At 71.7% G+C, this 22,246-nt stretch carries 20 protein-coding genes; 14 read left to right on the top strand and 6 right to left on the bottom strand.

Annotated elements, in window-relative coordinates; all coding sequences use genetic code 11:
• Positions 1–157: 157 nt before the first annotated feature.
• The 6 genes from SSP29_RS56830 to SSP29_RS32740 all read left to right on the top strand — a co-directional run bounded on the left by SSP29_RS56830 (position 158) and on the right by SSP29_RS32740 (position 6,577).
• Positions 158–1,681 (top strand): hypothetical protein, encoded by a 1,524-nt coding sequence (locus SSP29_RS56830; RefSeq protein ID WP_089104497.1) that lies wholly within the window; start codon positions 158–160, stop codon positions 1,679–1,681.
• Positions 1,678–2,631 (top strand): lysylphosphatidylglycerol synthase domain-containing protein, encoded by a 954-nt coding sequence (locus SSP29_RS56825; protein WP_089104496.1) that lies wholly within the window; start codon positions 1,678–1,680, stop codon positions 2,629–2,631. The genes SSP29_RS56830 and SSP29_RS56825 overlap by 4 nt, the downstream gene beginning before the upstream one ends.
• A gap of 180 nt (positions 2,632–2,811) precedes the next feature.
• Entirely contained in the window at positions 2,812–3,750 is a 939-nt protein-coding gene (locus tag SSP29_RS32755) for an ABC transporter ATP-binding protein (RefSeq protein ID WP_089104495.1), read from the top strand.
• A complete protein-coding gene (locus SSP29_RS32750; RefSeq protein WP_089104494.1) occupies positions 3,747–4,592 on the top strand; it encodes a hypothetical protein in 846 nt (281 codons plus the stop codon). The genes SSP29_RS32755 and SSP29_RS32750 overlap by 4 nt, the downstream gene beginning before the upstream one ends.
• An 18-nt stretch (positions 4,593–4,610) precedes the next feature.
• Positions 4,611–5,912, top strand: a complete 1,302-nt coding sequence (locus SSP29_RS32745) for a sensor histidine kinase (protein WP_089104493.1) — start codon at positions 4,611–4,613, stop codon at positions 5,910–5,912.
• Positions 5,909–6,577, top strand: a complete 669-nt coding sequence (locus SSP29_RS32740; RefSeq protein WP_089104492.1) for a response regulator — start codon at positions 5,909–5,911, stop codon at positions 6,575–6,577. Before SSP29_RS32745 ends, SSP29_RS32740 begins: the two co-directional genes overlap by 4 nt.
• Positions 6,578–6,635: 58 nt before the next feature.
• Here the strand turns inward: SSP29_RS32740 and SSP29_RS32735 are convergent, their stop codons facing one another.
• Complete coding sequence (locus tag SSP29_RS32735) at positions 6,636–7,409, bottom strand: COG4705 family protein (protein ID WP_089104491.1); 774 nt, start codon at positions 7,407–7,409, stop codon at positions 6,636–6,638.
• Positions 7,410–7,600: 191 nt separating this feature from the next.
• On the opposite strand from SSP29_RS32735, the gene SSP29_RS32730 reads away from it, so the two are divergent.
• The gene (locus tag SSP29_RS32730) at positions 7,601–8,752 is read left to right on the top strand and encodes a sensor histidine kinase (protein WP_167450050.1); all 1,152 of its coding nucleotides are present in this window, start codon (positions 7,601–7,603) and stop codon (positions 8,750–8,752) included.
• Entirely contained in the window at positions 8,749–9,411 is a 663-nt protein-coding gene (locus SSP29_RS32725) for a response regulator (protein WP_089104489.1), read from the top strand. The genes SSP29_RS32730 and SSP29_RS32725 overlap by 4 nt, the downstream gene beginning before the upstream one ends.
• 389 nt (positions 9,412–9,800) lie before the next feature.
• On the opposite strand, the gene SSP29_RS60995 is transcribed toward SSP29_RS32725, so the two are convergent.
• From SSP29_RS60995 to SSP29_RS32705, 4 genes are all read right to left on the bottom strand, one after another.
• The gene (locus tag SSP29_RS60995; RefSeq protein ID WP_150135358.1) at positions 9,801–12,494 is read right to left on the bottom strand and encodes a winged helix-turn-helix domain-containing protein; all 2,694 of its coding nucleotides are present in this window, start codon (positions 12,492–12,494) and stop codon (positions 9,801–9,803) included.
• 107 nt (positions 12,495–12,601) lie between these two features.
• Positions 12,602–13,471 (bottom strand): MBL fold metallo-hydrolase, encoded by an 870-nt coding sequence (locus tag SSP29_RS32715; RefSeq protein WP_245883341.1) that lies wholly within the window; start codon positions 13,469–13,471, stop codon positions 12,602–12,604.
• Positions 13,472–13,777: 306 nt separating this feature from the next.
• On the bottom strand, positions 13,778–14,167 hold the full coding sequence (locus SSP29_RS32710) for a hypothetical protein (protein WP_089104487.1): 390 nt from the start codon (positions 14,165–14,167) through the stop codon (positions 13,778–13,780).
• 26 nt (positions 14,168–14,193) lie between these two features.
• A complete protein-coding gene (locus tag SSP29_RS32705) occupies positions 14,194–15,051 on the bottom strand; it encodes a helix-turn-helix transcriptional regulator (RefSeq protein ID WP_089104486.1) in 858 nt (285 codons plus the stop codon).
• Between the two features lie 226 nt (positions 15,052–15,277).
• Between SSP29_RS32705 and SSP29_RS32700 the strand changes: the two genes are divergently transcribed.
• The 3 genes from SSP29_RS32700 to SSP29_RS32690 all read left to right on the top strand — a co-directional run bounded on the left by SSP29_RS32700 (position 15,278) and on the right by SSP29_RS32690 (position 17,944).
• Entirely contained in the window at positions 15,278–16,153 is an 876-nt protein-coding gene (locus SSP29_RS32700; RefSeq protein ID WP_089104485.1) for a helix-turn-helix transcriptional regulator, read from the top strand.
• A 125-nt stretch (positions 16,154–16,278) separates the two neighbouring features.
• Positions 16,279–17,118, top strand: a complete 840-nt coding sequence (locus tag SSP29_RS32695; RefSeq protein ID WP_089104484.1) for an SDR family NAD(P)-dependent oxidoreductase — start codon at positions 16,279–16,281, stop codon at positions 17,116–17,118.
• A 43-nt stretch (positions 17,119–17,161) separates the two neighbouring features.
• On the top strand, positions 17,162–17,944 hold the full coding sequence (locus tag SSP29_RS32690; RefSeq protein WP_218036938.1) for an SDR family oxidoreductase: 783 nt from the start codon (positions 17,162–17,164) through the stop codon (positions 17,942–17,944).
• A gap of 57 nt (positions 17,945–18,001) precedes the next feature.
• Here the strand turns inward: SSP29_RS32690 and SSP29_RS32685 are convergent, their stop codons facing one another.
• Positions 18,002–18,841: a GntR family transcriptional regulator gene (locus tag SSP29_RS32685; RefSeq protein WP_089104482.1), complete on the bottom strand. Its 840-nt coding sequence runs from the start codon at positions 18,839–18,841 to the stop codon at positions 18,002–18,004.
• Positions 18,842–19,110: 269 nt separating this feature from the next.
• On the opposite strand from SSP29_RS32685, the gene SSP29_RS32680 reads away from it, so the two are divergent.
• Genes SSP29_RS32680 through SSP29_RS32670 form a run of 3 tightly spaced genes read left to right on the top strand, consistent with a single transcriptional unit; the run spans position 19,111 to position 22,237 of the window.
• Positions 19,111–20,379, top strand: a complete 1,269-nt coding sequence (locus SSP29_RS32680) for an extracellular solute-binding protein (protein WP_150135356.1) — start codon at positions 19,111–19,113, stop codon at positions 20,377–20,379.
• A gap of 32 nt (positions 20,380–20,411) precedes the next feature.
• The gene (locus SSP29_RS32675; protein WP_089104481.1) at positions 20,412–21,401 is read left to right on the top strand and encodes a carbohydrate ABC transporter permease; all 990 of its coding nucleotides are present in this window, start codon (positions 20,412–20,414) and stop codon (positions 21,399–21,401) included.
• On the top strand, positions 21,398–22,237 hold the full coding sequence (locus SSP29_RS32670) for a carbohydrate ABC transporter permease (protein ID WP_089104480.1): 840 nt from the start codon (positions 21,398–21,400) through the stop codon (positions 22,235–22,237). The genes SSP29_RS32675 and SSP29_RS32670 overlap by 4 nt, the downstream gene beginning before the upstream one ends.
• The last annotated feature ends 9 nt before the right edge of the window (positions 22,238–22,246 follow it).

Genomic DNA, 22,246 nt, shown 5'->3' with positions numbered 1-22,246 from the left:
TGGGAGACTGGCCGGGTGGCCCTCCTGGCCTTGCGTGCCGCCCGACTCGCCCCGTTATCCGCCCTTCCCGGCCCCCGCCCTCGCTGCCGTCGGTGATCTGCCCCTACGGCCTGTAGGGTTGCTGCAGCCCTACAAGCTGTAGGGGGAGGGGTGTGAGATGAGAGACGGCCCACAGGTCACGGACAGCGCGCCGGCCACGTCGACCGGCCCGCGCCGGCCCGGCCCGCCCACGACCGGCCGTCCCGCCCGGCGATTCCGGGGCGAGTGGGCGCCGGCGGTCGTGGCCGCCGCCTTCACCCTGGCCCAGCTCCTGCTCGTACGGCCGGGGATGGGCCTCGGCTGGGACGAGTCGGTCTACGTCAGCCAGGTGGCCGCCCATGCGCCCGCCGCGTTCTTCAGCGCCCCGCGGGCCCGCGGTGTTTCGCTGCTGGTGGCGCCGGTCGCCGCCTGGTCGTCGTCCACCGCGCTGCTGCGGATCTACCTGGCCGTCCTGTCCGGCCTCGCGCTCCTCCTCGCGCTCCGCGCCTGGCGGGGCGTCTTCCCGGCCCGCGTGCAGGCGACCGCGGGCGCCCTCTTCGCCACCCTGTGGGTGACGCTGTACTACGGCCCGCAGGCCATGCCCAACTACTGGGTCGCCGTCGCCGCCCTGGCCTGCACGGGATCCTTCCTGCGCGCCCAGGCCGACCGCTTCGACCGCTCGGCCCTGTGGGGCGTGGGCCTGAGCGCGGCCGTGATGGGCTGGATGCGGCCCGTGGACGCGGTCTGGGCGACCCTGCCCCTGCTCGTCCTGCTGGTCGGCGTGCGGCGATGGCGGCGCCCCGCGCTGCTGGCGACGCTGCTCGGCGGCCTCGCCGCCGGTGCGGCCGAGTGGGTGATCGAGGCTTTCGTCTCCTACGGCGGACTGGCACAGCGCCTGTCCGACGCGTCCCGCATCCAGGGCGGCCTCGGCTGGCACGTCGCCGTCACGGACCAGCTGCGCGCGCTGGGCGGACGTACGCTGTGCCGCCCGTGCACCGGTGCCGTGCCCTCCGCCCCGGTGACCCTGTGGTGGTACGCGCTCCCGGTGTTCGCCGTCCTCGCCGCCGTGATCGCGATCCGCGCCCGGCGCGGCACGGCCACCCTGGTGGCGCTGGCCTGCGCCGCCTCCTCGGCCTTCCCGTACCTCTTCCTCATCGGCTACGCGGCAGCGCGCTTTCTGCTGCCCGCCTACGCACTGCTCGCCGTCCCGGTCGCCGACCTCCTGGTGCGCCTGGTCCGGGCCCCCGGACGGATCCGCCGGCCGCTGACCGCGGCACTGCTGACCCTCGCCCTGGCCGGTCATCTGGTCGTGCAGTTCGTGGTCCTGGAGCACACCGTGCAGCGCACCACCGCCGCCCACCGCGAGTGGGCGCGCGTCGCCGCCGGGCTGCACCGGCTGGGCGTCGACCCGCCCTGTCTGGTCACCGGGGACAACTACGCCCCGATCGCCTACTACGCGGGCTGCTCCTCGGCGTCGACCGGCGGACACGACGCCAACACCACGCCGGCGGCCATCCGGCGGACCGCCCGCCGGCTGCCCACCGCCACGCTCCTGGCACCCGGCGGCCGCCCGCCCGGCTACGCCCGCTCCTGGACCCCGCACACGGTGGCCGGCGTGCGCGTCTACGTCGCACCCGCCCCGGACCGGGGAGGGCAGCGGTGAGCAGCGCCGGCCTGCCGCTGTCCCGCGGCCTCGGCCGGACCTGGCAGCTCGCCGTCACCGCGGCCGTGACGGTGGCGGCCGGCTGGCTGCTCGCCGCGCACCGGCACACGATGGACGCCGGGGCCGACCGGCTCGCCGTCGCCGACCGCGACTGGCTGCTGGCGGGCGGCGCGGCCGCCCTGGCCACCTGGGTGTGCGCGGCCGTGGCCCAGCAGGGAGCGGTGGCCGAACGGCTGCCCGCCGGGCGGCTGGTGGCCGCACAGTTCGCGGCCTGCGCGGCCAATCACGTGCTGCCGGCCGGGGTCGGCGCGAGCGCCGTCAACCTGCGGTTCCTCACCCGCTGCGGGCTGTCCACCGCCCGGTCGGCGACCGCGCTCGCGGTCAAGGCCGCCGCCGGTGCGCTGGTCCGGTTCGCGCTGGCCGCCGTACTGCTGCTGGCCTCGCCCCGGCCCCTGCGGCTCCCGCCGGCCGTCCCGCGCGCCTCCCTGCTGCTGCCCGCCGTCGGCTGCGCCGTGGCGGTGGTCCTGGCCGTGGCGCTGAGCCGACCGGTACGCCACCGCGCCCGGGGTGCGGTCCGGCACGTCCTGGCCGATGTCCGGGCCGTGCACGGCAGCCGTTCCAGGGCCTGCGCCCTGTGGGGAGGATCCGTCGGATTCGCCCTGCTGCACGCCGCCGTGCTGGTCGCCGTGGTCCGGGCGCTGGAGGTGACCGTGCCCGCCGGACACGTCCTGCTGGCCTACCTCGTCGCCAGCGGAGCCGCGGTACTGCTGCCCACCCCCGGCGGCCTGGGCTCGCTGGACGCCGCGCTCGTACTGACGCTCACCGCGGCCGGGGCGCCCGCGGCCGCGGCCCTGTCGGCGGTCTTCGGATACCGCATGCTGACCGGCTGGCTGCCGCTGCTCCCCGGCCTGCTGGTACTGGCACTGCTGACCCGCCGCTCCGTCCTGTGAACCGGGCCCGGCACCGCGGGGACAAGCGGCCCCGACGCAGCTCGGACGCGTAGTACCGGGGTACCACGCGCCCGGCCCAGGTCAGCCTCCCGGTACCACGGGACGGGGTGATCCCGCGCCTAGCGTTGCCGTGAGGCGTCGCAGACCAGGGACGCCGCAGGCCGACAGAGAGACACGCGCATGATCGACGCACGGCAGCTGACCAAGAGATACGGCGAGAAGACCGCCGTCGACAGCCTGGACTTCGTCGTCAAGCCCGGCACGGTGACCGGCTTCCTGGGGCCCAACGGCGCGGGTAAGTCGACGACCATGCGCATGATCGTCGGACTCGATGCCCCGACGAGCGGGTCGGTGACGGTCAACGGTCGGCCCTATGCCCGCCACGAGGCGCCGCTCCAGGAGGTCGGTGCCCTGCTGGAGGCGAAGTCGATCCACCCGGGCCGCTCGGCCTACAACCACCTGCGGGCGCTCGCGCTGACCCACGGTATTCCGCGTCGCCGGGTGGACGAGGTGATCGAACTGGCCGGTCTCGGCAGCGTGGCGAAGAAGCGGGCCGGTGCGTTCTCTCTCGGTATGGGGCAGCGGCTGGGGATAGCGGCGGCGCTGCTGGGCGATCCGCAGACGGTGATGCTGGACGAGCCGGTCAACGGTCTGGACCCGGAGGGCGTCCTCTGGATCCGCAACCTGCTGAAGGCGCTCGCCGACGAGGGCCGGACCGTGTTCGTGTCCTCGCACCTGATGAGCGAGATGGCCCTGGTCGCGGACCATCTGATCATCGTGGGGCGCGGCCGGCTGCTGGCCGACACCACCGTCGGGGACCTGATCCGGGACGCGGGCGGTGACACCGTGACGGTGGTGACACAGGATCCGGCGCGGCTGCGGGACGTCCTGGCCGGGCCGGGCGTCGACGTCACCGGCCGGATCGGTTCCGAGGAACTGCAGGTGACCGGGGTGACCGCCCGGGAGATCGGCCTGAAGGCGGCCGAGCATGGGATCGCGCTGTTCGAGCTGAGTTCGCGGAGTGTGTCGCTGGAGGAGGCGTTCATGGACCTGACCAGGGATGCCGTGGAGTACCACGGCTCCACGACCGCCGTCGAGACCCAGGGGAGTGTGGCATGAGCACCCTGACCGCAACCGCCGAGGAGCAGCCCCGGACCACCGCCCCGGACCGCCCCGCCTACCGGGTGACCGGACGGCGTGTGCTCTCCTCGGAGTGGGCCAAGCTGTGGTCGCTGCGCTCGACCTGGATCACCCTGGCCCTCGGCCTGCTCTTCCTGGTGGCCTTCGGCCTGATCGCCGCGAGTCACTACAAGTCCGGCATCGGCTCCGGGCACCAGGACCGTGACTTCGCCACCGCGACGGCCGTGAGCCTGTCGCTCTTCGGTACGAACTTCGCCCAGCTTGCCCTGGGTGTGCTCGGCGTGCTGGTCACGGCGGGGGAGTACTCCACCGGAATGATCCGCTCGACGCTCGCCGCGGTGCCGCGCCGGCTGCCCGTGCTGTGGTCCAAGGCGGTCGTGTTCGGGCTGGTCGCGCTGGCGGTGGGAACGCTGGGCGCGTTCGTCGCCTTCCTGTTCGGCAGCCAGATCGTCTCGGGCACGCCCGCGGCCATGGGTCTCTCCCACGCGGGCGTCGTACGCAGCCTGCTGGGCGCCGGGCTCTACCTCGGCCTGGTCGGGGTGATCGGCACCGCCCTGGGTGCGCTGCTGCGGTCGGTGGCCGGCGGGATCTCGGTCCTGGTGGCCTCCCTGATGCTGGTCCCGGGCCTGATCTCCCTGCTGCCCAGCTCCTGGCAGGACAACATCAGCCCCTACCTGCCGTCCAACGCGGGCGAGTCGATGTTCGCCCTGACCCATGACAGCACCACTCTGTCGCCCACCGCCGGACTGCTGGTCTTCCTCGGGTGGACGGCACTGGCGCTGGCCGGTGCGGCGTACCGGCTCGTGCGCAGCGACGTCTGAGCCCCGCACCATGGCAGCGTGACATCCGTGACCATCGATGACATCAGCGGAACGGTACCGCTGGTCGCCCGGCTCTCCCGGGGCGGCCAGCGGTTGCGGCAGGCCGACCGGGCCCACCCCTGGGTGCTGGACACCGGGGTCGTGGTCCTGGTCTTCCTGATGTTCTGCCTGCCCGACCTGTTCCACCACGGTGACGGGGACGGCGACGGCGACCGCGCCCGCCACTTCCGGCTCGCCTTCACCCAGCTCCCCCTCGCCGCGATGCTGGCGGTGCAGGCCGGCCTCGTCCTGCCCCTACTGTGGCGGCGGCGCAGGCCCGAGGCGGCCTTCGGCGTGATCGCCGCGGTGTTCGTCGTCCAGTGGGCCCTGGGCGCGGCGTTGCGCGCGGACGTCGCGCTCTTCATCGCCCTGTACAGCCTGACCCTGCACGGGCGGCTGCGGCGGCTGCCGTGGGCGTGCGGGGTCATGGCGGGCGCCATGGCGCTGGTGGCGGTACGCGTCTCCGCGGTGGTGTCGGTCTGGGACGCGCTGTTCTTCCTGCTCAGCACGGCGACGGCGGCCCTCGCGCTCGGCCTGATGGTACGGATCCGGCGGGCCCAGCTCGCCGGACTGCGGGAGCGGGCCGCCCAGCTGGAGATCGAACGCGACCAGCGCAGCCGACTGGCCACGGCCACCGAACGCACCCGCGTCGCGCGCGAGATGCACGACATCGTCGGCCACAACCTCTCCGTGATCATCACGCTCGCCGACGCCGGCGCCTACGCCACCGACACCGCCCCCGAACGGGGCAAGGAGGCCCTGCAGATCATCGGCGACACCGGCCGGCAGGCCCTGGGCGAGCTGCGGCGGGTGCTCGGCGTGCTGCGCGAGCCGGCGGACGGCCCCACGGGCGGGCCCGAGCTCAGCCCGCAGCCGGGCATCGCGGACCTCGACTCGCTGTGCGCGAAGGTGCGGGCCGCCGGACTGGAGGTCGTCTACCGCACCTCCGGCGACATGGACGCCCTGGACGGCGGGGTGCAGCTGACCGTGTACCGCATCGTCCAGGAAGCCCTCACCAACACCCTGAAGCACGCCGACACGGACGCCGGCACCCGGGTCCACCTGGCGATCCTCGCCGAGGACGGCAGACTGACCATCCGGGTCCGGGACACGGGCCGGACCGCACCGGCCGGACCGCCGAACGAGGAAGGACACGGACTGGTGGGCATGAGGGAGCGAGCGGCTCTGTACGGGGGCACCGTCAGCGCGGGTCCCGCGCGCGGCGGCGGATGGCGCGTCGAGGCCGTCCTCGACCTCACCCCTCAGGGCGGTGCCCGATGACCACCGTGCTCATCGTGGACGACCAGCCGCTGCAGCGCTACGGCTTCCGCATGCTGCTGGACTCCGTCCCGGAGACCGAGGTCGTGGGCGAGGCCGCGCACGGCGCCGACGCCGTCCGCAAGGCCGCCGAACTGCGCCCGGACGTCGTCCTGATGGACGTCCGCATGCCCGGCATGGACGGGATCGAGGCCACCCGCCGCATCGTCGCCGCGGGCGAGCGCTCCCGGGTCCTCGTGCTCACCACCTTCGACCTCGACGAGTACGTCCACGCCGCCCTGCGCGCCGGAGCCAGCGGCTTCCTCCTCAAGGACGCGCACGCCGAGGAACTCCTCGCCGGCATCCGGGCCGTCGCCGCCGGGGACGCCGTCATCGCGCCGGCCCTCACCCGCCGCATCCTCGACGAGTTCACCCGCTACGTCCCCGCCCCCAGCGGAGACCGTGACGAGGACCCGAGACTCGGCTCCCTCACCGACCGCGAGCGCGAGATCCTCGTCGCCATCGGCAAGGGCTGGAGCAACGGCGAGATCGCCGAGCGGTTCGTCGTGACCGAGTCCACCGTCAAGACCCACGTCGGCCGAGTCCTGGCCAAGATCGGCGCCCGCGACCGCGTCCAGGCAGTGATCTTCGCCTACGACCAGGGCCTCGCCCGCCCCAACGCGGACTGAGCCGACGGCGCAGACCGACCATGTCTCGCCCTCGCCCTTGCCCCGCGGTGCCGGTCCGTCAGGACGACACCCGCGACGACACCGGCGTCGGCTGCGGCTGAGGGCGCCGGTACGACCAGCCGGCGTACCCGACGAGCACCGCGCACACCGCCGCCGACAGCAGGGCCGTCGTACCGAAGCCGACGCCCACGCCGAACGGCTTGTCCATGCCCAGGTAGTCCGCCAGGGACGCGCCGAGCGGCCGGGTGAGCACGTACGACGCCCAGAAGGCGGCCACGGCGTTCAGGTGCGCGAAGCGGTACAGCAGCCACGGCACGAGGATCGCCGCGCCGAACAGCAGCGCCGAGTGCACGAACCCGAGGTCCAGGTAGAAGCCGGTCAGGTCGCCGGCCGCCGTGCCGAGGGCGAAGGTGAGCAGCACCGTGAGCCAGTAGAAGACCTCGCGGCGCGGGGTGTCGATCGTGTGGATCGACAGGGTGCGCTCGGTCGCGTACCAGGCGGCGAAGCACACGGCGAGCGCCAGCGCGTAGCCGGTCGTCGTGTACGGCAACTCCACGTGCAGGCCGATCCGGAAGCAGTCGGCGGCCGCCGTGCCGAAGACGGCGATCATCGCGACGGTGAACCAGTACGTCGCCGGCCGGTAGCGCGGCGAGCGGAACTGCAGCCAGAAGGCCACCGTCAGGGCGGCGGCACTCGCCCCGGCGGACAGCCACAGACTCCACTGGCCGAGATAGTCGGAAGTGGCCTCGCCTATGCCGGTGGTGAGGACCTTGATGACCCAGAACAGGGCTGTCGCCGCGGGGACTTTTGTCGCCGCCCGATGGGAATCCATGAATACCTTCGCCTCTTTCCCTTTTCTTACTCTGTGCTCTTGTGTGCTCTTGCTCTGTGCTCTTGCCGGGATGGACGGAGACGCTAAGGGCCACGTCAGGTCCGTGACATCCGACGAAGGTGGGCTCTTTCCCGGCGATGTACGACCATCGATTGATGGCGGCCGAGGCGAATTCCCGTAATCTCGGCGAGGTGGTTTCCCTGGTTTCGCTGATTTCCCCGGTCCGGACGCGCCTGAATTCCGCGGCCGTGCTGCTGCTCGTGCCGTGCCTGGTGTGCACCGCGCTCGCGGCGCACGAGCTGCTCTACAACCGTGCCGGGGTACGGGACTGGGCGCTGGCCATGGCCGTCGTCTGGCCCCTGCTGCTGCGCCGGCGCGCCCCGCTCGCCGTCTTCGCGGTCTGCTGGGCGGTGGCGATGCTGACGTGGGCGCTGGGCACGGTGTCGTTCGCGGAGCTGGCGGTCCTGGTCGCGCTGTACACCGTCACCGCCCACCGGGACCTGCGGTTCGCACTCGGCGCGGCGGCGGCCGTGGGGCTCGGGGTCGTGCTGATGTCGGTGCGGTTCGGGCCGGCGGGCAGTGTGAACGACGCCATGGTGATCCTGGGCGGCCTGGCGGGCGCCGCGTTCTTCCTCGGCACGACCGTGCGGGCCCAGCACCGCTACCTGGCCTCCATCGAGGACCGGGCCGAGCGGCTCGAACGGGAACGGGAACAGCAGGCACAACTGGCCGCGGCGGCGGAACGCACCCGGATCGCCCGCGAGATGCACGACATCGTCGCCCACGGCCTGGTGGTCGTCGTAGCCCTGTCGGAGGCCGCGGCCGCCACCACCGCGACCGACCCGGACGGCGCCCGCGACAAGATGCTCCAGGCCGCCGCCACCGGGCGGCAGTCGCTGGCCGGGACCCGCAGGCTGCTCGGGGTACTGCGCGAGGACGACGGAGCCGACCGCTCCCCGCAGCCCGACCTGGCGGCGCTGAAGGGTCTGGTCGCCCAGACCTGCCGGACCGGTCTGGACGTCCGGCTCACCGAGACCGGGACCAGCGAGAACATGAGCCCGCAGGCGCAGACCACCCTCTACCGGATAGTGCAGGAGGCCCTCACCAACGTGGTCAAGCACGCCCGGGGCGCCTCCCGCGTCGACGTCGTCCTCGACTGCGCGCCCCGCACGGTCGCCTTCCGTATCGCCGACGACGGCACCCCGGCCCGTGCGGTCCGCCCCGGAAACGGGCTCACCGGCATGCGCGAACGCGTCGCCCTCTTCGACGGCGACCTCCACGCGGGCCCCACCCCGTCCGGCTGGGCCGTGCTCGGCCAATTGAGACTCGGAGAACCGCGATGACGATCTCGGTCCTGCTCGCCGACGACCAGGCGCTGGTCCGCATGGCCTTCCGCAGCCTGCTGGGCACGATGCCGGACATCGAGGTCGTCGGCGAGGCCGCGGACGGGGCGGAGGCGGTCGACCTGACCCGGCGCACGGCCCCGGACGTCGTCCTCATGGACGTCCGCATGCCGGTCATGGACGGTATCGAGGCGACCCGGAGCATCACCGGCACCGTGGCCTCCCGGGTCCTCATCCTGACCACCTTCGACCTCGACGAGTACGCCTTCGAGGGCCTGCGTGCCGGAGCCTGCGGGTTCCTCCTCAAGGACGTGGTCCCGGCCGTCCTGCACCAGGCGATCCGCGCCGTCTCCTCCGGTGACGCCGTGCTGACCCCGCGCATCACCCGGGGCCTGGTCGACCGGTTCGCGCAGATCGCGCCCTGGCCCCGGGAGGCCGCCGCCGGCGCGCTCTTCGACACGCTGACCGCCCGGGAGCGGGACGTCTTCCACCTCGTCGCGAGCGGCCTGGCCAACGCCGAGATCGCCGAACGGCTCTTCCTGACCGAGGCCACCGTGAAGACCCACATCACCCGGATCCTCGCCAAGCTCCAGCTGCGGGACCGGGTGCAGGTGGTGATCTTCGCCTACGAGCACCGGTTGCGGACCCACGGCGAGTGACCCCCCCGCCGGCGCGGCGCGGGAGCCGCGGCCCGCGGCCCGGGTGACGATCCGGCCGGCGGCCGTCTTCTGCAGCAGCCCGTAGGCGAGGACCGGCAGCAGCAGAGCGGCGCCGTAGGAGAGCAGCACGGCGCGGCCGAGCCGGCACCGCAGCCAGTTCGTCGCCCGGTCAAGCGGTGGAGGGCAGGCAGGGGGTGGATTCACGGCGACCTTCTTCCGTCACGGGGGCAGGGGCGGGACGGGACGCCGGTATGCGCGGGCGGGCTGCGCGGAGGTTCATGAGGTCATCGTGTGCGGACGGCAGCGGTGTCCGGGCGGTGATCACCAGGCGCAGTCAGGATGCGTTCAGGTAGCCGATGACACCCGCTCTCCGGTGACGCGTTCCGTCGTCAGGCGCGGCCGCCGTTCGACAGCAGCCGCAGCTCCCGGCCGCGCTGCACCGCCGCCGACCGGTCCCCGGCGCCGAGCTTGGCGTAGATCCGCCGGACGTGGGTGTTCACGGTGTTGAGCGAGACCGACAGCTCGGCGGCGATCTCGGGCCGGGTGAGGTTCGTCGGCAGGTAGCGCAGGATGCGCAGCTCACTCGGGCTGAGCTCCTCGGCCGGCCCCGGAGCCGTTCGGTCGGGTCCGGCCGGGGCGCCGCCCCGGACGGCGTCGAGGATGTCGGAGACCAGTGCGGCGTGCGACGTCCTCTGCTGTACCGGCTCAAGCAGCTCCCAGGCGCCGGTCATCGCGAACGGCAGGATCATCCGGTCCGCCTCGGCGAGGTTCAGCGCCTCTTCCACGGCTGCCCCCGCCGCGTGGCCGTCGCCCAGGTCCCGGCAGGTCAGCGCGTCCAGGAGCCGGGCCTCGACCGGGGTGAGGAAGGAGTTGACGGGGGCGCGGCCGGCGAGGACCGGCCGGAGCTCGCGGCGGGCGCCGGCGGGATCCCGCTCGGCGAGACGGATCACCGCGGCCGCGTTGCGCATCTCCCCGACGGCGGCCTCCCGGTCGTCGAGAGCGGCGAGGTCCGCCCTCGCCTCGTCGACCATCCCGAGCCGGGCCCGAGCCGCCATCGTCCAGGCGGCCACGTGCGTCGACAGCCCGTGCCGGCCCACCATGTGCGCCTGCACCTCCTCGGCTGCCGTCAACTCGGCCAGCGCCTCGCGGTGCCGGCCGCGCACCGCCGGAAGCATCGCGGAGACCAGACGCACCAGCAACCGGATGCCCGGTTCGCCCCCGGACCGCGTGGCCCGCCGCGCGCGATCCAGCCACCGCTCGCCGTGGTCGAACTCGCCCGTGCAGATCAGCGTCCAGGCGAAGGACGCCTGGGCCGAGGCGATCACCGCCTGGGCCTCCCAGCCGTACCGAGCGGCCAGCGCCAGGGCCTGCTCGCACCGCTGCCGGACCAGGGCGAAGGAGCGGTTGCCGGAGGCGAAACCCAGGTGGGCGAGACAGGCCACCTCCAGATAGGGGCGGTCGATGTCACGGGCGAGCGCGGCGCCCTCCAGAAGGTGCCGTTCACTGTCGGCGAGCCGCAGCGACCAGGCCTCGGTGACCCCCAGGTTCAGGAGGACGAGAGCCCGCAGATCGCTGGCGAGCGCGACCTCGGTGTGGGACTGGCCGGCGACCCGCGAGGGCAGCGCGTCGGCCTGCTCGAAGACGTCGTCGAAGTGCCCGCGCAGCCGGGCCGGCAGCAGCTCCAGGGCGGCTGCCGCCATCCGCAGCCGAGGACGGCGGCCGACCGGTGCCGTGCCGGCGTACGACCTGGCGATCTCCAGGCGGGCCCGGGCCTCCTCCAGGCGATGCCGGTGCAGATCGGCGTTGGCGTACACAAGGGCGAGCTCGGGGCATTCCTCGCCGGTACGGGGCGGGAAGTCGCTCAGCAGCGCCACCACGGTTCCGGCCTGCCCGTCGAGCGTGAGGCTGACGGTGTGGTCGGTGAGGAGACGGGCCGCCTCCGCCCAGTCGCCGGCGGCCTGCCGGTACCGAACGGCGTCGACGGCCTGGGCGTGGTCGGCGAACCAGCGCGCGGCCAGCCGGTGCAGCTCCGGGACGGCCTGCGGGAACCTGCGGCGAAGTTCCAGCCGGAGCAGGTCGGCGAACATGCGGTGGTAGCGGAACCAGGTGCGGCCCGGGTCGAGTGACACGACGAACGCGTTGGCGTCCTCCAGATCCAGCAGGATGCTCCCGGACCCGGTCGCGCCGGTGAGCAGATCGGCGAGCTCGCCGTCGACCCGGTCCAGCAGGGAGGTGCGCAGCAGCAGACGCTGCACCTCGGCGGGTTGCCGCTCCAGCATCTCGGCCGTCAGGTACTCGGCGACCGTACGGTGACTGCCGGAGAACTCGGCGACGAACCGTTCGGGATCCGGGTGCCCGGCCAGGGAGAGCACCGCGAGCCGCAGCCCGGCCGCCCAGCCCCCCGTGCGCTGGTGCAGCACGCCCGCCGCATGGTCGGGCAGCGCGACTTCGCAAGCGGCGAGGAACTCACGGGTCTCGGCCTCCGTGAAGCGCAGCTGCGCGGCCCGGAGCTCGGCCAGTTCCCCGGCCAGCCGCAGCCTGTGCAGGCGCAGCGGCGGGTCCTGACGGGTGGCCAGGATCGCGTGTACGCCCCGGGGAAGATCCGCCAGCAGGGCCGTGAGCTGCTCGATGGCCTCCGCCGAGCCGAGCTCGTGCAGGTCGTCGATGACGAGGAAGAAGGTTCCGCCGGACGCCGTCGCCTCGGACAGGATCCTGTCCGCCATGGCGCCGCCGTCGAAGCCGGGCGTCGCGGGCGGCGGCTCGGCGGCACCCGCGGTGCCCGCCGCGCCGCGGACCGCCTCCAGCAGCGCGAGCCAGAACAGCTGTGCGTCCTGCTGGTTCGGCCGCACGGACATGAACGCGACCCGGCGGTCCGCACGCGGGCGGTCGGCCCACTCGCGGAGCAACGACGTCTTGCCGCTGCCGGCGGGCGCGGAGATGATCGTCACCCGCTTCTCGGCCGCGCGCTCCAAGGCGGCGACCAGGTCGCGACGGCCGATCAGACCGGGACGGCCCCGTCCCGGTACCCGGACCGGGCCTGCCGCGGCCGGCGGACCGGGCACCGGGCCATGTCTTCCAGGCACGCGGCCAGCCTAGTCGACGCGAAACACCGCACCCCGGCGACGACTTGACGCGCCGGCCGCCCGGCCCGGACCGCCCTCGGCCGCCCGGACCGCGATCCCGGTCGCGGTCAGGCGTGGACCTGCGAGCCCACGCCGAGGTCGAGGCGGAGTGACTCGAGAATGATGAACGTCGTACTGGCCGTGTAGACGTCGGCGGCGGCGAGGACGCCGGTGTACTTCCTGACGACCGGTTCGGAGGCGTAGGCGACCTGGGCGGCCTGGTACTCCTTGACCGCGGCCCACACGTTGTTCCCGTACTTCGTGAAGTACGGGGTGGGGTCGACCGTCGCCAGCGCCTTCTTGACGTTGTCGACGATGTCGTCCACGTACTGCTGGTACACCACCATGTCCTGGCGGGTGCCCAGCCTGCCTATGTGGCCGCCGATGAAGTGCTTCCACGGGTAGCTCATGGCCTTGGCGGGGGCGGCGATGGAGCCGGGGACGTCCTCGTTGAGGTTGAAGCTGTCGAAGGGGACCCAGCCGGGCAGGAGGACGTCGACGAGCATCAGGGTGTCGCGGTCGGGCAGGTGGATGTAGACGTTGTCGGGGGTGTGGTTGGTGCCGTGCCAGGCCAGCTCGATGCGCTCCCCGCCGACGCGCAGCGTGTGGCGCTTGTCGAAGGTGATGTCGGGAACCGGCCGGGCCGGGTCGTTGTCGCGGGCCAGGAGCCGTTTGGTCTCGGCGTGGCCGATCCGTACGACGTCGCGGCCGAACAGCGACGACGCGCCGAGATGATCGGCGTGGTGGTGGGAGTAGACCAGGTGGGTCACTTTGCCGGAGACGCCGTTGGCGGACGCGATCTCGTCGACGGCACGCTGCAGGTTGTGCCCGATGGACGGCGGTGCGTCGAACAGCACGACCCCCTCACGGGTCGTCAGGAACGCCGCCTGGTAGGTGCCGTCGGTCACCCAGTACAGGTTCTTCTCGACCCGGCCCACGTAGTAGCCCTGCGCGTTGACGGCGGGGACCGAGTGCGGACGGCGGGATCGGCGCGTAGTCGGGCAGCGTGGCGGCCGACGCCTGGCCGGCCAGTGCGCCGTCGGCCAGCGCGGCGACCGTGGGCACGGCCGCGAGAGCCGCGCCGCGGGCAAGGAACGAGCGGCGGTTCGTGGATGACACACGGGGGGTGGACGACGTACGGGGGTGGCGCGCGCTCAGGTTCGCCGCGGGACAGGCGAGCGGTCCTCACCGGATTCCGGTGATCTCGCTCCGGACCGGGGGCGACGCCGGCACACCCCGCACGGTCAGAGGTCTCTGGACCTGATCCAGGCCATCGAGAGCACCAGAGCCGCGCCGATCACAGCACCGCCGAGTTCCAGGGCCGCATGGACAGCCAGGTCGGAGCGGTCGGCCACAGCCCAGTCCCCGCCCGCGTAGACCGGTATGCCCGTCACGAGCTCTTCGTCGTCCTGGAAGGACAGACCTTCGATCTCACCCCGCCCTTGCCGTCCGCCGGGCAGCCGCCACGCGCCCTGGCAGGGGCCGCCCCAGTCGCAGTGAACATGTCCTTCCGTCAAGGTCCGGTGACCGTCGACGAAGCGGTAGGTGTTCTTGGCGGCGAACCACAACGGCAGAGTGAGCGCACACAAGCACACGATCAACGCCACTCGTTGCCACCACTTGAGCCCCGTCATCGGATCAGCGCTCCAGGCAGTCGAGCTCACGTGCCCGCGTCCACCGCTCCGGCCCGGGCCTGCTTCGGCTGGGCGGCCATCGCCCTCAGCGTCTCGAAGGCGGCCGCCGTCGGGCCGGCCGGCTCGGCCTGGTAGACGACCAGCTGCTGGTGCGGGGCCCCGTTGACCGTGAACGCCGCGAACTTGATGTGCAGGTCTCCGACCTGAGGGTGTTTCAGGTGCTTGCCCTCCTGGGACTTGCCCTTGACGTCGTGGAGTTGCCAGAGCGCGGCGAACTCCTCGCTCCGGGCGGACAGTTCCGCCACGACCTCGGCGATGCGGGCGGATTCGGGGTCATGGCCGTAGGCGGCCCTGATCTCGGCGACGCAGGAGTGCGCGGCCCGCTCCCATTCCTGGTAGAAGTCGCGCCCGGCCGGGTCGACGAACACCATCCGGGCGAGGTTGTCGAACTTCTCGAAACCGCTGTGCAGGGCGGTGGCCAGGGAGTTGCCCGCCATGATGTCGAGGGCCGGGCCCACGACGAAGGCCGGAGTGTGATCCCAGCCGTCCATCAGCTGCAACAGCTGCAGGCTGACCTCCGCGTCGCCCCGGTCGCGCGGGCGCTGCGAGGCGGCCAGGCAGAGGCGGTTGAGATGGTCGGTGGACTCCGCGTCCAGTTTCAGCGCCTGCGCCACGGCATCGAGGACCTGGGGGGACGGGCTGTTCTCGCGCCCCTGTTCCAGCCTGATGTAGTAGTCGGAGCTGACTCCGGCGAGCAGCGCGACTTCCTCTCGGCGCAGTCCCGGCACCCGGCGCCGCCCGTGTTCGGGCAGACCGACGTCGTGCGGCTTCAGGGCTTCTCTGCGGGCTCGGAGAAAATCACCCAAAGGCGTCCCATTGCTCATGCGGCAAGAGTAGATGGATTCCGTCCTGTGAGAAGTGCCGGGCGTGCAATATCACATGAGGTCGTGCGTTCGTCGCAGAGGGTGATTCCGTGTCCGAGGGGGAGGCGACCGAGACGTCAGGGCCGGGGTGTTGCACGGTCCCGCCCCATGGCGCCCGTAATCCTGGGTGTAATGCACCCACCGTCGGCGGAACTTTTCCGGGCGTTTTCCGCCTAGCCTCGATGACATGGACAACGACACGCACCTCGACTCAGTGGAAGGGCTGGGTCATTTCCTCCGCTCCCGCAGAGAGCGCCTCAGCCCCGAGGCGGCAGGACTGCTCACCGCCGGCCGGCGGAGGGTGCCGGGGCTGCGACGCGACGAGGTCGCGACGCTCGCGGGGGTCAGCCTGAGCTACTACAGCCGGCTCGAACAGGGCCGTGAGGTCAGTCCGTCGCCCCGGGTCCTTGAGGCCATGGCCCGTGTGCTGCGGCTCGGGGACGAGGACAGGCGGGAACTCTTCCGGCTGGCGCTGCCGTCGGCCCGTCGCACCAGGGCGCCCGTCCGGGTCGAGCGTGTCCGCCCGCATCTGCGGCAGCTGATCGAGAGCTGGACCAGGACGCCGGCCTTCATCATCGGCCACGCCCAGGACCTGCTGGCCACCAACGCCCTGGCCGACGCCCTCTACCGTGACTTCGCGCAGCACGACAACGTGCTGCGCATGCTCTTCCTGGATCCGGCCGCGAAGTCCTTCTACCGCAGCCCGGAGCGGGCCAGGCACCGGGCGGTCGCCGACCTTCGGCAGACCGCCGCGAGCACCCCGGAGGACCCCCGCATCCTGGAGCTGGTCGGTGAGCTGTCGGTGCGCAGCGGCGAGTTCCGCGCCCTGTGGGCACGCGAGTACACCCGGGTCCCGCCCTACGAGACCAAGCAGGTCCACCACTCGGTCGTGGGGGACCTGGAGCTGCGCCACGAGGCCCTCGACATCCGCAGCGTCCCGGGCCAGCAGCTGGTCATCCTGCAGGCCGAGCCGGGCTCCCCCTCAGCCGACGGGCTGGCCCTGCTGGGCTCCGTCGGCGCACCCGAAGTGCCGCACCAGCAGAACCCCGCGCACGGCACCTGAGCCCCATCCTGGGTGCAGGACTCCCAGGAAAACCGCTGCCTTCATATCGCTCCGGAGGAGGGACAGACTCGAATACGTCAACAGGAAATCCCCCTCAGGGGAAAAGGAACGAAAGAGGTTTTCCCATGGCTACGTGGTTTGTCACCGGTGCCTCCCGCGGAATCGGCGCGGAAATCGCCCGTGCCGCTCTGGCAGGCGGTAACAATGTCGTGGTCGCCGTACGAAATCCGGAGCGGGTACCGGACGATCTGAAGAGTTCCGACAAGGTCTTCGCGGTCGCCCTGGACGTCACGGACAACGACAGCATCCCGCAGGCGGTCGAGGCGGCCGTGGCGAGGTTCGGCGGCATCGACGTCCTGGTGAACAACGCCGGCCGCGGCCTGCTGGGCGCGCTGGAGGAGATCTCCGACGCGGAGGCCCGGTCACTGTTCGACCTCAACGTCTTCGGCCTGGTCAACGTCACCCGGGCCGTGCTGCCCGTGATGCGCAAGCAGGGCTCCGGACGGCTGGTGCACATCGGCTCCCGCTCCGGATTCGAGGGCGAGCCGGGCGTCAGCCTGTACTCCGCGTCGAAGTTCGCGGTCGCCGGCATCAGCGAAGCGCTCTCCGCCGAGATGGCGCCGTTCGGAATCCAGTCGATGGTCGTCGAGCCCGGCGTCTTCCGCACCGACTTCCTGGACGCCAGCTCCCTGTCGGTCGCCGCGAACCGCATCGGCGACTACGACGACACCCCCGCGCACGTGACCCTGGACTGGATCGACCGGGCCAACCACGCCCAGCTCGGCGACCCCGTCAAGGGCGCCGCCCTCATCGTGGAGGTGGCCGCCACCGAGAAGCTGCCCACGCACCTCTACCTCGGGCGCGACACGCTGGAGCGGCTCGACGTCAAGTACCGGCAGGTGCAGGACGACCTCGCCCCGTGGCGCGAGAAGTCCGCGGCCACCGCGCACGACGACGCCGCCTGACACTCCGCCTTCCGAACCCCGTGACCAAAGAGACTGAGGTTGTGTGATGTCTGCTGCCCTGCTCACCGGTACCCCTCTCGCCGGCCGTGTCGCCGTCGTCTCCGGCGCCTCCAGCGGCATGGGTGCCGTCACCGCCGAGCGGCTGGCCGGGCTCGGCGCCACCGTGGTCGTACTGGCCCGGCGCAAGGAGCGTCTGGACGGCGTGGTCAAGAACATCGAGGCCGCCGGCGGCACCGCGCTCGCCCTGGCCGTCGACGTGACCGACCGCGCCGCCGTCCAGGCCGCCGCCGACCGGGTCGCCGAGCGCTTCGGCAAGGCCGACCTCGTGTTCAACAACGCCGGTGTCCAGCTCATCTCCGGCATCGAGGAACTCAGGGTCGACGACTGGCAGCGCCAGATCGACCTCAACATCGGCGGCCTGATGAACGTGATCGCCGCGTTCGTCCCGCACCTGACGGAATCCGCCGCGGCGGGCAGGCCCGCCGACCTGATCAACACCTCGTCGATCGCGGCCACCCGCATCCTGGCGAAGTTCTCCGTCTACTCCGGCACCAAGGCGTACATCAGCCACCTCACCCGGCTGCTGCGCGTCGAACTCGGCCCCAGGATGGTCCGCGTGGCCACCATCGAGCCAGGCATGGTCGACACCGAACTCCCCGACCACGTCACCGACCCCGACGCCTCCAAGCTGATGGCCGACCTCATCCACGACATCGACGTCCTGCAGAGCGCCGACATCGCCGAGACCGTCGCCTTCATGGCCGCCGTCCCGCGCCACGTCAACCTGACCGAGATCACCATCCTGCCCACCGCCCAGGCCATCTGAGCTCCGTCCCGGCGTGGCGGGGGAGAGCAGCCCGGTGCTGTTCTCCCCCGCCGTGGCTCACGGTGCCGACTGGATGTCGCCGTGGGTGGAGGACGTGATGGTGTCGCCGTGTGCGAAGTCGCCCGGGGGGATGCCGGGATGGTGTCCGACGCCTGCCGACGGCACCGGGGCCGAGGGGCCGAGGGTGAGCCGGGAGACGATGCGGTAGCGGTCCCCGCGGTAGATCGAGTGGACGTACTCGACGGGCTGTCCCGTGGTGTCCGAGGTGAGGCGCTCGAAGAGCAGCGCCGGTGACAGTTCGGGCACGTCGAGCAGTTCGGCCTCGGCCCGGGTGACGACGGTCGGCTCGATCGCCTGGACGGCCTCCTGGACGTGCACGCCGTGCTGTTCGCGCAGGTGCTCGTACAGGTCGCCGGCCTCCAGTTCCCCGGCGGACAGGGCCGGGACCAGACCGGCCTTGATGTGCAGGTGCTCGATGGCCATCGGGGCGCCGTCGACCAGACGCAGCCGTGCCACGTACACGATCTCGGCGGCGGGGGAGATGCGCAGCCTGCGGCCCACGCGCGCGCCCGCCGGGATGGTGGTGAACTCCAGCAGCCGGCTCGACCAGGTTCCGGTGGCCCGGGGCACGGTCATGGCCTGCTGTCCGGAGACGAGTTCCTGGGTGATCTTCTCCGGAGCGACGAACATGCCCCGCCCGTGCTCCCGTACCAGCAGCCCCGCGGCGACCAGTTCGTCGGCCGCCGCGCGCAGGGTGGGACGGGACACGCCCAGGCGGGCGCAGAGGGCGCGCTCGGAGGGGATGGCGTCCCCCGGGCGCTGTGACTCGACCAGGTCGAGGAGGAAGTCGCGCACTCGCTCCCGCTTGAGCACCGCGCCTGGTTCGTCGGCCGTCATGTCGCGCTCCCTGTTGCCCGGAATCCCAGTTGACCAGTTAACCAGCTGACCAGTGGTCACCTGCAACTGCCCTCTTGGTTCTGGGAAGTGTAACGGCCACCGAGCGGTGACTGTCCGGACTCCGCCCGGTCTGCCCGTCAAATGCCGTTGCTGTACGGAGGGTTGACGCCTCAATTGGTCTATGCCACCTTCGTCCTCACATCAAGAGGTAAGCTGACCAGTGGGCTTCACTGGTCAGGTGGTCAGGTCATGTCCTCCAGAGGTGAACCGTGAAGCTCCGCTTGTGCGCCGGCGTGTCCGCGCTCCTGATGACGGCCGGGCTCAGTGCCTGCAGCAGCTCCTCCGACGCCTCCGGCGACGGCTCCGGCAAAAGCACCACCATCGACGTCTGGCTGATGCGCGACAGTGTCTCGGCAGAGTTCCAGAGCGACTTCGTCAAGGGCTTCGAGGCCGCCCACCCCGACATCAGGGTCAAGGTGCAGATCCAGGAGTGGGACGGGATCGGCGAGAAGGTCACGGCGGCCCTCGCCAGCAACGACGCCCCGGACGTCATCGAGACCGGCAACACCCAGGTCGCCCAGTTCGCGCAGAGCGGCGGGCTGCTCGACCTCAGCGGCAAGGCCGGCGAACTCGGCGGGCAGAACTGGCTCAAGGGCCTCGCCGAGCCGGGCTCCTACGGGGGCAAGCAGTACGGCATCCCCTACTACGCCGCCAACCGCGTCGTCATCTACCGCACCGACCTCTTCAAGAAGGCGGGCATCGACGCGACCGCCATCAAGACCCGCGACCAGTGGATCGCCGCCACCGAGAAGCTCAACACCGGTGGTACGCAGGGCATCTACCTGCCCGGCCAGAACTGGTACACCCTCGCGGGCTTCGTCTGGGACGAGGGCGGCGACCTCGCCACCGAGTCCGGCGGCAAGTGGAAAGGCAGCCTGGACACCCCCGAGGCGATCCGGGGCATGGAGTTCTACCAGAAGCTCCAGGCCCTCGGCAGGGGACCGAAGGATGCCGACGAGGCGAACCCCCCGCAGGCGGACGTCATGGCCAAGGGCAAGGTCGCCCAGGTCGTCTCGACACCCGGCGGCGCCAACGTGGTCATCCAGAGCAACCCGGCGCTGAAGGGGAAGCTCGGCTTCTTCCCGATCCCGGGCAAGACCGCCGGCACACCCGGCGCGGTCTTCACCGGCGGCTCCGACCTCGTCATCCCCACGGCCTCCACCAAGCAGGACGCGGCCTACACCTTCATCAGGGAACTCACCGGCGACACCTGGCAGAAGAAGCTCGCCCTCGCCATGAGCTACGTGCCGAACAAGACCACCCTGGCCTCCGCGGTCGCCTCCGACCCGGGCGCCGCGGCCATGGCGGTCGGCGCGGCCGAGGGCCACGCCACGCCCAACACACCCGGCTGGGCGGCGGTCGAGGCCAAGAACCCGATCAAGGACTACATGACCGCCGTGCTCACCGGAGGCGATGTGCACAAGGCGGCCACCACGGCGTCCGAGGCCATCACCGCAGCGATGAACTCCGGCTCCTGAACCGTCGTCGACGCACGGGAAGGAGGAGTGCCGTGCCGGCAGTCCGAGAGCAGACCGTGTCCCGCCCCCCACTCACCACCCGGCCGCCCCGGCGGTCCTCCGGCACGGGCAGGCGCCGCCCGTCGACGGCCGTCGGCCGCGGGATCTGGCCGTACGTCCTGATCGCGCCCGCCGTCCTCGGCACGCTCTACCTGCTCGTCTACCCCCTGGTCCGCGCCGTGGTGATCTCGCTCCAGGACTTCGGTCTGCGCCAGCTCATCCTGGGCGACGCGCGGTTCGTCGGGTTCCGGAACTACGAGACGCTGCTCGGCGACGACCGCTTCTGGGAGGTGGTGCGCCGCACCTTCCTCTTCATGGCGGTCAACGTCGTACTGATCATGGTGCTGTCCACCCTGGTCGCGCTCATGGTCGAACGCCTTGGCCGGTTCGGCCGGACCACGGTCCTCAGTGCGCTCGTGCTGACCTGGGCGATGCCCGTCATCGCGGCGACCACCGTGTTCCAGTGGCTGTTCCACTCGGAGTTCGGCATCGTCAACGCGGTCCTCACCGACCTGGGGTTCGAGTCCTTCCACCGCTACCCCTGGTTCGCGCACGGCCCGGCCGCCTTCGCGATCGTCGTCGTCCTCGTCGTGTGGCAGTCCGTGCCGTTCGCCGCGATCACCCTGTACTCGGCCCTCACCACCGTCCCCACCGAGCTGTACGAGTCGGCCCGGCTCGACGGGGCGTCGGGGCCGCGGATCTTCCGCTCGATCACCCTCCCGATCGTCCGGCCGATCTTCCTGCTGGTCCTCTCGCTCGAAGTGATCTGGACCTTCAAGGCGTTCGTCCAGATCTGGGTGATGACCAACGGCGGGCCCGGCGACGCCACCACGATCCTGCCCGTGTACGCGGTCCAGACCGCCCTGTCGAGCCAGCGCTACGACCTCGGCTCGGCGGCCTCCATGGTCACCGTCGTGCTGATGTCGGGCGTGCTGGTCCTCTACTTCCGCCAGATGTTCCGCCAGGAGGACGAGCTCGCATGAGCACCACCCGGCCCCGCGTCCGCCGCCTGCCCCTGAACGCCGCCGCCGTCGTCACGGTCGTGGTCTGCCTGTTCCCGGTCTACTGGATGGTCGCCACCGCGTTCACCCCGACCCGCGACATCCAGTCCGACAACCCCCGGATCATCCCCGAGACCTGGACCCTCGACCACTTCCGTACCGCCGTCGGCGCCGCCGGCTTCGGCCTGTTCTGGCGCAACAGCATCCTCGTCACGCTGAGCGCCGTCCTGCTCGCCCTCGTCATCGCGCTCGGCGCCGCCTACGCCGTCGCCCGGATGCGGTGGAGGGGACGCCGACAGTTCATGCTCATGGTCTTCATCGCCCAGATGGCGCCCTGGGAGTCACTGATCATCCCCGTGTACATCATCTCCCGGGACACCGGCATGCTCGACCGGCTGCCGACCCTGACCCTCGTCTACTTCATGATGACGCTGCCCTTCACCGTCATCGTGCTGCGCGGCTTCATCGGCACGATCCCCCCTGAGCTGGAGGAGTCCGCCCAGGTCGACGGCTGCACCCGGCTCGGCGCGTTCCGGCACATAGCGTTCCCGCTCCTCGCCCCGGGGCTGATGGCCACCTCGCTGTTCGGCTACATCACCGCCTGGAACGAGTTCGCGTACGCCAACTTCCTGATCATCAAGCAGCAGGACCACCGCACCCTGCCCGTCTGGCTGTCCTCGTTCCAGAACGTCTTCGGCACCGACTGGGGCGCCACCATGGCCGCCTCGACCCTCTTCGCCGCCCCCGCACTCGTGGTGTTCCTGCTGCTCCAGCGCCATGTCACCGCCGGCTTCGCGGCCGGCGCGGTCAAGGGCTGACCGCACATC

Source organism: Streptomyces hyaluromycini, assembly GCF_002217755.1.
Lineage (GTDB): Bacteria > Actinomycetota > Actinomycetes > Streptomycetales > Streptomycetaceae > Streptomyces > Streptomyces hyaluromycini.
The sequence above is the reverse complement of the archived record's forward strand: the minus strand, read 5'-3'. Positions and strand labels throughout refer to the sequence as shown.